This is a genomic window from Spirulina sp. CS-785/01, assembly GCF_028330525.1.
In the GTDB taxonomy this organism is placed as follows: Bacteria; Cyanobacteriota; Cyanobacteriia; order Cyanobacteriales; family Spirulinaceae; genus JAQMSD01.
The window spans coordinates 1-3125 of the sequence record NZ_JAQMSD010000011.1; the positions used below are offsets into that span (position 1 = coordinate 1).

3 protein-coding genes are annotated in these 3125 nt (G+C 48.9%); all 3 read right to left on the reverse strand.

All coding sequences use genetic code 11. The annotated features are described in order from the left end of the window. Window positions 1–311 precede the first annotated feature (311 nt). The 3 genes from PN462_RS00440 to PN462_RS00450 all read right to left on the reverse strand — a co-directional run bounded on the left by PN462_RS00440 (window position 312) and on the right by PN462_RS00450 (window position 2718). Window positions 312–809, reverse strand: coding sequence for a lysozyme inhibitor LprI family protein (locus tag PN462_RS00440; protein WP_272125842.1), 498 nt, complete (start codon window positions 807–809; stop codon window positions 312–314). Window positions 810–894: 85 nt separating this feature from the next. Beyond that, a complete protein-coding gene (locus PN462_RS00445; protein WP_272125843.1) occupies window positions 895–1848 on the reverse strand; it encodes a homogentisate phytyltransferase in 954 nt (317 codons plus the stop codon). Between the two features lie 48 nt (window positions 1849–1896). Further along, window positions 1897–2718 carry an ABC transporter permease gene (locus PN462_RS00450; RefSeq protein WP_272125845.1) on the reverse strand — a complete coding sequence of 274 codons (822 nt, stop codon included), beginning with the start codon at window positions 2716–2718 and terminating at the stop codon, window positions 1897–1899. Between the last annotated feature and the right edge of the window lie 407 nt (window positions 2719–3125).

Consider the following 3125-nt stretch of genomic DNA (forward strand, 5'->3'; position numbering starts at 1 on the left):
GAGCTAATGCAGCCCTCAGCCTGCAACTCCCACCTTGGGCGAGGGGGAGCTAATGCAGCCCTCAGCCTGCAACTCCCACCTTGGGCGAGGGGGAGCTAATGCAGCCCTCAGCCTGCAACTCCCAGTTTGGGCGAGGGGGAGCTAATGCAGCCCTCAGCCTGCAACTCCCACCTTGGGCGAGGGGGAGCTAATGCAGCCCTCAGCCTGCAACTCCCAGTTTGGGCGAGGGGGAGCAAGTGTCTTTCACTAATTTGCACACCGCTATGTTGCTTATTGCTCATGGTTAATTGTTAATTGTTAATTGTTAATTGTTAAAGACTCGCTTCTTCTAAATAGTCTTCTAACTCTCGCGTGCGTTTTTCGGTTAAATCTGCCACACAAAAGCCGTAAATCATGGGCATCATACTGCCATCGAGATATTGACTCTGAGCATAATCACAATCCCGATCGCGGAATTCAATCCAAGCCAGTTGTGCATCAATTAACCGTTGCTCCTGGGCGGTGTCTTGAATTTCTTGGCGCAGTTGTTGATACACGGTATTCAAACGCACATCGGCTTGTTTGGCGGCTTTCACGGCACAAAGATTCATTTCCCTTTGCGTCTGGGCCTGCTCACAATTGAGAGTCATATCAGTCAACAACAAGGGATGTGTGACCGAATCCGGAAATTCTCTAGACTGAGACGAGACAGGACTTTCTGTAGCGATCGCAGCCCCCTCTGTCGCCATCACCGAGGAGTCGGAATAGCCCGACAGTAGCACCAACATGAGGGTAGCGGTAAAAAGAATGAAATGTTTAGTCGTCTTCATAAACTCAAAATCATCAATCAAATAAGCCAATATAATCTTAAAATGGCACAACTTGCCCAAAAAAAGCAGATTGGACAGACTGCTCTCACTCAGCGAGCCAACAGGCTATAGGAAATAAGAGGTATTCGAGGAAAAAAAGTTTCCAGATAAACTGATAAAAACGAGCGATCGCACGTTGCTCCTCTAGGTTAACCCGACTCGCTTGCCACCAAAAGGCCAATAATAGCCCCCCATGACTCAGGGTAATCACCCAAGGATTGAGACGAGCTAGATCAGCTACCGCCGCGAGAATCAGTCCCCCGTAACATAGTGTAATGATCCCCCCAGTAATCTGCAAAATGGCGGGTTTCCCCAACAAAATCGTAAACGTGGTGATTTGATAGCGTTTATCCCCTTGGGTATCGGGGACATCTTTAAAAATTGCGATCGCTACCGTAAACACCACAATAAAGGCACTCAACAACCAAATTACCGCCGGAATGCCCGTCTCTAGCCCCAAAACATTACGATAGTGGAGAAAGAGACCCAAATTCACCACCCCCCCCCGCACCGTAAAAATACACAAAGCCGCCAAAAAAGGAAACCGCTTCAAACGCACCGGAGGCAAAGAATAGGCAGTCCCCAAGGCCAAACTAAACCCCACTGTCGCCAACAACCACCCCCCCAAAAACGCCGCACTCAGCAACGCCAAGACTCCCGTTACCCCCACAATAATCTGTCCTTGTCGCAGGGAAAACGCCCCTGATGCGAGGGGTAAATCCGGCTTATTAATGCGGTCAATGGCCACATCCTCTAATTGATTTAAGCCTACAATATAGATATTGCCGCACCAACAAGCCAACGCTGCCCCTGCCAACTGCCAGAGACTCCCCCAACTCCAAACCGACGGCTGAAGGGCCACCGCCAGACTATACAACGCCAACACACTTAAACTTGTACCAATGATGGTATGAGGCCGGGAAAATTTCCACAGATTCACCAACCTGAAACGAATTGTTTTCTCAACTTTTTCCGTTACTGAAGATGGGGTCCCACTCATAAGACTTAGGGAGAATTGGGGGTTTTCTCCCTACAAACTTATCATCAATCACTGCATTTGCCGTTTTTCGCCCCGATAACGGACGTATTCGGCCACAAAGGCAACTAACCCCGATGCGAGAATTAATAAGACGCTGAGGGCGTTAATATCGGGTTTCACTCCTGTGCGAATGCGACTAAAAATTTCCATGGGTAACGTCGTGGCCCCGGTCCCGGCGGTAAAACTGGCAATGAGGAAATCATCCATACTCAAGACAAAGGAGAGTAAACACCCGGCAAGAATGGCCGGGGATAACTCTGGGAGGAGGACTTTGAGAAAGGCTTGGGTGGGGGTGGCCCCTAAATCTAAGGCCGCTTCTTCCAAATGGGGGTCAAGGCTGCTTAACCGAGAGGACACCACAATGGCCACATAGGCTAAACAGAAGACAATATGGGCAGCAACAATGGTCCAGAGACTGAGTTGGATGCCTAAAACGGCTAGAAAAATGAGGGTTGAAACTGCGATCGCAATATCCGGTACAATTAATGGCAAATAGGACACCCCCCGATACAGGGTTTTTCCCCGAAAACTATACTTGGCCAACCCCACCGCCATCATCGTCCCCAACACCGCCGAAACCCCCACCGCAGTAACAGCCACAACTAAACTATTTTCCAGCGATCGTAAAATCCGGCCATCCTCCCATAACTTCCCATACCATTGCAGCGTAAACCCTTCCCACCCCGCACTATAAGCCGACTCATTAAAGCTATACACCGTCAACACCAGAATCGGCAAATACATATAAAAAAACATCAACCCCGTAAACACCGCCTGCCAAGACACAGGACTCCAAAACACCGTTTTTTCAACCCAATTCTTCTCTTTCATAAGTAGCAGACTAGCATTCCCGTTAACATCACAATTCTATTGTGTATCCTTTCCTAGTACACCCTAAGCCAACTTCGTCAGCATTCAGCCCTCAGCCTTCAACGATAGATTTATGAAAGCCTTAATATGTAATCATTCAATGACCCCCACCTACTTCGTGAGGTGGGGGAGTGGGGAGAGATAACCTTCCCGTAGCTGCGAATAGAGCCAAGAGCGGTTAACGAGTAAACACTTCTAGATGTTTCTCGCTTTTTGGATTAGATGTAAGGGGGTGGAATCTCGCCCAACTGGGTTAGTCCAGGACACAGCGTTAACCGTGGCGTAAGAGACGTAAACCTGATTCGGAGGGATTATCTCCTATGAACCGAATTCCCGTAGTTTCCAAAGACGGGCAACCACTGATGCCA